Source organism: Cognatishimia sp., assembly GCF_049116455.1.
Classification (GTDB): Bacteria; Pseudomonadota; Alphaproteobacteria; order Rhodobacterales; family Rhodobacteraceae; genus Cognatishimia.
In genome coordinates this window covers 100750-106875 of sequence record NZ_JAGDYW010000004.1, presented here as the reverse complement: position 1 = coordinate 106875, position 6126 = coordinate 100750, and the positions used below count along the sequence as shown (strand labels likewise).

Below are 6126 nucleotides of genomic sequence, written 5' to 3'. Positions count from 1 at the left end.
CGATGGCGATGACAGCTTCGTTCAGACTCAAGCGCAAGTTCATTCGCTGCTGAAGCACCTGAACTAAGACCTCCCCAAGACTAAAACCGACTTAAAAGGAAAATCACTATGAAACGTATTATCGCAACTTCCGCAGCCGCTCTTGTTGTTCTGACTGGCGCAGCTTCCGCAATGGGCGCAGCTTCCGCATACGAAGGCACAATCAAGCAATTCGCTCCTGAAGCAGACCTGTCCGGCTACTCTGACGCAGCAATCGCGCACATCGTAAACGCAATCAACGACGATGGCGATGACAGCTTCGTTCAGACTCAAGCGCAAGTTCGTTCGCTCCTGAAGCACCTGAACTAATATGACTTGCCAATAACCCGCGCTTTCTCTTCTCCCAAGTTAGCGCGGGTCCCATTGAAAAAGGCGGCCCTAAGGGCCGCCTTTCATAGTTTTCAGATCAGTAACCTTACAGATCGATGCGGAAGCGCGCGAAGCCGTCTGGCCCTTCACCCGCAGGCGCAATTTTCACACCCTTCACGTCACCCGCATATCCCGATGCCTTTGGACCTGTGTCAAACAGAACAGAGGTGCCCGGCAGAGGTGCGAACTTCCAGTTGGCATCCGCCGCTGGGCTGATGGTCCCCTGATCAACAATATAGCGCACGATCACATCGCGGTTTGTATCCGGGCCTTCAAAGATGATGGTATCACCCAGAGCACCTGGGAATTTACCACCGCCAGATGCGCGGTAGTTGTTGGTCGCAATGACGAACTTCTGCTCCAAGTCCAGCGGCTTGCCGTCATACATCAGGTTCACAATGCGGTTTGCGTCAGGGTTGATCAGATTGCCCTTTGGATCAAACATCGATGGTTGGGACAGATCAATCTCATAAGTCACACCATCCATCACATCGAAGTTGTAAGATGGGAAGGCTGGGTTCAGCAGAACCTGATCAGCTTTGCCGGATTCCACCTGGTTGAAGATACCGGCAGAACGCTCAAGCCAGTTTTTAACCTCTTGCCCCGTCACCAGCACCGCACGCGCAGTGTTTGGATAGAGGTAAAGGTCAGAGACATTTTTGATCGCTACGTCACCCTTAGCCACATCGGTGTAGTACTCCGGACCTCCACGGCCCCCTGCCTTGAACGGAGCGGCTGCAGACAGGATTGGCAAGCCTTCGTATTCGGTGCCCTGCATCATTTCCTTGATGTACCAGCTTTGCGCGATGGACACGATCTGAACGGAAGGATCATCCGCAACCAGAGCAAAATAGCTGTGCAACGGTGCGTCGGTTTTACCAACCGCGCGACGCACATAGGCCAGTGTTTCATCATGGTCTGTTTGCACAGCGTCCAGAACGTATTGCTCGCTATCAACCAGCGCAGTTATCGAGCGATCTTCGTTGCGTTTGGAGATCGGACGCGCCTCAGAGGTGTGACCCACAACCTTCCATTCGTTGCCAGAACGTTCGATCATCAGATCGATCAAACCAAGGTGAGAACCCCAGAAGCCGCCCATAGCGGCAGGAACGCCTTCGATCGTGCCTTTCGCGACATCGACACCGGCAACAGAGTCATAGTCTTTGGATGGGAATACGCGGTGGTGGTGACCAGTCACGATCGCATCAATGCCTGGAATACGCGCCAGAGGGACAGATGCGTTTTCCATACCGTCGACCGCTTCCGCGCCGCCGATACCTGAGTGGGACAGCGCGATGATAATGTCTGCCCCCTCTTCCTTCATCTGAGGCACATAGGCTTTTGCGGTCGCGATAATGTCACGTGCTTGAACCTTGCCTTCTAGATGACGGCGATCCCAATTCATGATCTGCGGAGGCACAAAGCCGATCATTCCCACTTTGATAGTGTGCTTCAGACCTGCTCCATCGACGATCTCTTTATCAACGATGACATAAGGCTTAATCAAAGTAGTATCTTTGGTCGGATCAGATCCCATCTCCTTAACGACGTTGGCAGAAATCACTGGGAAATCCGCACCATCGAGGGACTTCATCAGAAAGTCGAGACCGTAGTTAAATTCGTGGTTGCCCAATGTCGACGCCTCGAAGCCGACTGCATTCATAGCCGCGATAACCGGGTGCATATCACCCTCTTTCATACCGCGCTCATAGGCGATGTAGTCGCCCATCGGGTTACCCTGCAAGAAGTCACCATTGTCGACCAGCAAAGAGTTGGTCGCCTCAGCGCGGATCTCTTTTACGATGGCAGCTGTACGAGCAAGGCCAACAGTTTCCCGCTCTTTGTCCGCATAATAATCGTATGGGAAGACATGCACGTGGAGATCAGTCGTCTCCATAATCCGCAGGTGCGCCTGCGTAGAAGAGGCATGTGCGGAGAATGGGTGTAATGCGATGAAACCAGCACCAGCAGTGGTGCCAAGAAAACCGCGACGGGAAAATTTAATAGTCATGAGGGGACCCCGTTGTTGTTTTTGACTTTTGAGTAAAAAACCAACTTTAGACGAAACTATTTTTAAAAACACGTGACAGTTTTGCAATCCTCATTTGCAAGCGAAACGTCGCTAAAACAAAAAAAGGCACCCCAATTGGAGTGCCTTTTCGTTGCCATTTAAAGAGGCCTTAGAAATACCGCCAGTCAATATAAACATGTGCCATTGCAAGCGTCAGCAACATGATTGGGAAAGCGTACATCATGAACTTTAGGAACCCGATGGGCTGCTTAGCTTTCTCGGCAAATGCAGCAACCGTCAGGTTCGCGCTGGCGCCCAAAAGCGTACCGTTGCCACCCAGACAAGCACCCAAGGCAAGTGACCACCAGAGCGGCTCAATCGCGTCAGGACCACCAAATGAATCAGCTGTAGATTCAATCAATGGGATCATAGTGGCGACAAACGGAATATTGTCCAAAATCGCAGATAGAATTCCTGACGCCCAGAAGATCAGCAGCGCGGTCATACGCATGTCACCTTCGGTAAATTCCAGAACCTTTTGGCCAAAAAATTCCAGCAAGCCGACGTTTTCCACACCAGCGACGATGACAAACAAACCGCCAAAGAAGAAGATTGTGATCCACTCCACTTCGGCAAAGATATGGTGTACGGATTCAGATTGCTCTTCGCCTTTTTGATGGCCATAGGCCAATAACATCAGCAGGCCTGCCCCAGCCAGCGCAGAGGTGCCGGGCGGAATACCGTAGCCGTGGCCTGCTGTGAAACCAATAAGCGTCAACGTTAGAACCGACAGGGATTTCACCAACAGAACATGATCTGTGATCGCTTCTTTTTCGTTGAACTGCATGATGCGGTCCTGCGCGGATTGCGGAATACGCGCCAGTGCTTTGCGGTTCATGAAATAGATAATCACCGTCAGCACTACCAAACAGATCGCTGAAATAGGCGCGAGGTTATAAACGAACTGCATAAACGATAGGTCCGCCGCAGAACCAATAATGATGTTTGGCGGATCGCCAATCAGAGTTGCGGTGCCCCCGACATTTGAGGCCAAGATTTCCGCCAAGAAAAACGGAAAGACCTTGGTTTCCAACGCATCCGTTATCAACAGCGTAATCGGTGCAATCAGAAGAACGGTCGTCACGTTATCCAACAGCGCCGAGAAGACCGCTGTGATCAGGGTCAGCATAATGAGAATACCGGTTGGATTGGCCTTAACCCACTTCGCCGACACAATCGCAACGTATTGAAAGAGGCCACTTTTTGACGTGATCCCGACAATCACCATCATGCCGATCAACAGGGCCAGCGTGTTGGCATCCACGCCAGCAACCGCTTGCGCTTGGTTGATTATTCCAAAGAGCACCATCAGAGACGCGCCCAGCATCGCGAGAATAGCGCGGTTCACTTTTTCGGTGATCAAGACAGCATAGGTCAGGATCAGAATGCCAGTCGCGACCCAAAGTGGATCGATACCCAGCAATTCAGGCAAGGAGAACGCATCTCCATGTGAAGATGCGCCATGCGCATGAGAATTTTGAGACATTTGAAAGTCCGAATAGGGAGTAAGCGTTAGCCGAGGGCGTTATCAAGCAACGAGTTGCTGCTGACGGTACCAACGAAACGACCGGTGTCTGGATCCACCAGAACCACGTGACGTTTGTATTTATAATAGAGGAAGATGCCTTCCATGATCGGCGTCGACGGTGCAACCACTGGGATGTTCACGGGGCTCGACATGTTGTCGCGCACAGTTTCATCTTTCAGTGTTTCCAATTGAGATTTGAAGTCTTCCGTCGTCAGGCTCATGAAGCCGAGGCTGCCAATCGGCACCCGTGTAGCTTCTGAATTCATGCCGATGGTTGCTGCACGGGGCAGCAAAAGCTTCAGCAGCGTTGGTGCGGTAAAGACACCGAGATAAACCCCTTTAGCATCCACGACAGGAAGAAAGCGGGCACGGTGCTTTTTGAAGAGGTTGAAGGCATCAAGGACACTCGTATCTGGTGTCACGGTGAGTTGGCGGTCAGGTGAAACCATGACGTCCTGGCAAGTCAGAACCATGTGATTTCCTTTGTAAGCGTTTGCGGTGGATTCTGAGCAAATGAAGAGCAAGCTCTAAGCGATACCCAAGAATACTGACGCCCTTCTAGTCTCATTATTTGTAGTTACTAGATGCACAAGCGGCTTATTTCGCAGCTGCAGAAAATTATTCACTAATTCATGCAAATCACACGATTAATGAGCCTTTTTATTCTCATTGAGGGGCACTATTGCAAGGCCCCCGCCTGGTGCTAGGCAATGAAGCAACCCTGAAAGCCAAAATTGACAACGAATTGGTTCAAATGAGTCTCAAGAAATCTTGCGAGGCGGTGCAATAACAAATGTTGTAGATAGTAGCTTGCGCCCAAAAGGCCGGATCCCAAAGAAGCAGAGCTACAGCCTGCCCCTTTAGGACTTCGCGTAGTCGAATACTAACTTGATTGGCTTCGGAAATCCAAAACTGGCAATCCACCAATTCCCCAATCTTCCATCGCGACTTCGTCGATCACGACAAATGTCGTTGATGGGTCTTTGCCGAGAACCTGTTCTAGCAAATTTGAAACACCCGCAATCAGTTTTGCTTTTTCATCGGAACTTGGACCGGTGCCTTCAGGGCCACCTTCTTTGGTTACTTTGATGTTCACATAGGGCATCGTTACGCCTCCGCCGGGACATAAGAAAACACTTTGGTCACAATGCGCCATGCATTGTTATCGCGAACCAATGTCAGCTCATCCGCGTAGTCGCGCCCCATCAACGTCATCCGTACTTTTACATGCGCCAATCTCTGTCCTGCGAACGCTATGCTTTGAATGCGGTCGTTGCGGGCATCCCCTTTTACGGACGGTGATACTCTTTGATCGATACGCGCCATATAGGTTTCCAAATCCAAATAGAGCTCATCGCCATCTGTTGCACAGACGTAAGCGAGTTTTGGGTGAAACACCTCTCGCAGGACGCTGCTATCTGCGTGATAAAGGCCCTTGAAGTAATCAGCCATTAGGGAAAGAACTTCAGTGTAATCTTTGGGTGTCATGCGATCAAACCTTCCGCCTTCATAGCGCGTTGAACTGCAGGTCGCGCAGCGATCCGTGCAACAAAGGCTTGAAGTTTTGGCCAATTCGATAGGGAGATCCCTGTAAAATTAGCCCAGTTGCTTACAACAAACAGGTAGGCGTCAGCGATGGTAAACTTGGCCCCAAGAAATTCCTGCCCCTGCTTCAGTTCTTGCTCGACAACATCAAATTTGCGTCCCACAGCGGCTCGAGCGGCTTCGGCTTCTGCATCGGTCGTTGAATCCGTAAAAAGCGGATTAAAAGCTTTATGCAATTCAGAAGACACAAAGGTTAGCTGTGACAACATCTGTGCTCTATCGCGAGAGCCTGCTGGAAATGTCAGGCTCTGTGTTGCGTCACTATCTGCCAAATGCTGCAAAATTGCCGGTCCCTCAGTCAAAACCATTCCATCTTCAAACCGTAGCGCAGGCACATAGCCCTTTGGGTTAACTAGGCCAAAATCCTCACCGTTGGTGGTGACGCCCGCTGCTGTATCGACCTCATCAATTTCAAAGTCAGCGTCAATTTCGTGCAATGCGATGTGGCTCGCCATAGAGCAGGCACCGGGTTTATAGAAAAGTTTCATTGTCATTTTCCTTGTTTCATTTCGTG

General features: G+C 50.7%; 7 protein-coding genes. 1 reads left to right on the top strand and 6 read right to left on the bottom strand.

The window, feature by feature from the left end:
• Positions 1-108 precede the first annotated feature (108 nt).
• The gene (locus tag JXQ85_RS11965; RefSeq protein WP_421749163.1) at positions 109-348 is read left to right on the top strand and encodes a hypothetical protein; all 240 of its coding nucleotides are present in this window, start codon (positions 109-111) and stop codon (positions 346-348) included.
• Positions 349-454: 106 nt separating this feature from the next.
• Here JXQ85_RS11965 and JXQ85_RS11960 read toward each other — a convergent pair whose 3' ends face one another.
• The 6 genes from JXQ85_RS11960 to gstA all read right to left on the bottom strand — a co-directional run bounded on the left by JXQ85_RS11960 (position 455) and on the right by gstA (position 6100).
• Positions 455-2419, bottom strand: a complete 1965-nt coding sequence (locus tag JXQ85_RS11960) for a bifunctional 2',3'-cyclic-nucleotide 2'-phosphodiesterase/3'-nucleotidase (RefSeq protein ID WP_421749162.1) — start codon at positions 2417-2419, stop codon at positions 455-457.
• Between the two features lie 169 nt (positions 2420-2588).
• Entirely contained in the window at positions 2589-3965 is a 1377-nt protein-coding gene (locus JXQ85_RS11955) for an SLC13 family permease (protein ID WP_421749161.1), read from the bottom strand.
• Positions 3966-3991: 26 nt separating this feature from the next.
• The gene (locus tag JXQ85_RS11950; protein WP_421749160.1) at positions 3992-4480 is read right to left on the bottom strand and encodes an HPP family protein; all 489 of its coding nucleotides are present in this window, start codon (positions 4478-4480) and stop codon (positions 3992-3994) included.
• A 410-nt stretch (positions 4481-4890) separates the two neighbouring features.
• Positions 4891-5112 carry a tautomerase family protein gene (locus JXQ85_RS11945; RefSeq protein WP_421749159.1) on the bottom strand — a complete coding sequence of 74 codons (222 nt, stop codon included), beginning with the start codon at positions 5110-5112 and terminating at the stop codon, positions 4891-4893.
• 2 nt (positions 5113-5114) lie between these two features.
• Positions 5115-5495: a nuclear transport factor 2 family protein gene (locus tag JXQ85_RS11940; RefSeq protein ID WP_421749158.1), complete on the bottom strand. Its 381-nt coding sequence runs from the start codon at positions 5493-5495 to the stop codon at positions 5115-5117.
• Positions 5492-6100: a glutathione transferase GstA gene (gene gstA / locus JXQ85_RS11935; protein ID WP_421749157.1), complete on the bottom strand. Its 609-nt coding sequence runs from the start codon at positions 6098-6100 to the stop codon at positions 5492-5494. Before gstA ends, JXQ85_RS11940 begins: the two co-directional genes overlap by 4 nt.
• Between the last annotated feature and the right edge of the window lie 26 nt (positions 6101-6126).

Excerpts from the sequence above, each read along its gene's own strand:
- JXQ85_RS11965 (WP_421749163.1), top strand. The coding sequence starts at position 109 with ATGAAACGTATTATCGCAACTTCCGCAGCCGCTCTTGTTGTTCTGACT.
- JXQ85_RS11960 (WP_421749162.1), bottom strand. The coding sequence starts at position 2,419 with ATGACTATTAAATTTTCCCGTCGCGGTTTTCTTGGCACCACTGCTGGT.
- JXQ85_RS11955 (WP_421749161.1), bottom strand. The coding sequence starts at position 3,965 with ATGTCTCAAAATTCTCATGCGCATGGCGCATCTTCACATGGAGATGCG.
- JXQ85_RS11950 (WP_421749160.1), bottom strand. The coding sequence starts at position 4,480 with ATGGTTCTGACTTGCCAGGACGTCATGGTTTCACCTGACCGCCAACTC.
- JXQ85_RS11945 (WP_421749159.1), bottom strand. The coding sequence starts at position 5,112 with ATGCCCTATGTGAACATCAAAGTAACCAAAGAAGGTGGCCCTGAAGGC.
- JXQ85_RS11940 (WP_421749158.1), bottom strand. The coding sequence starts at position 5,495 with ATGACACCCAAAGATTACACTGAAGTTCTTTCCCTAATGGCTGATTAC.
- gstA (WP_421749157.1), bottom strand. The coding sequence starts at position 6,100 with ATGAAACTTTTCTATAAACCCGGTGCCTGCTCTATGGCGAGCCACATC.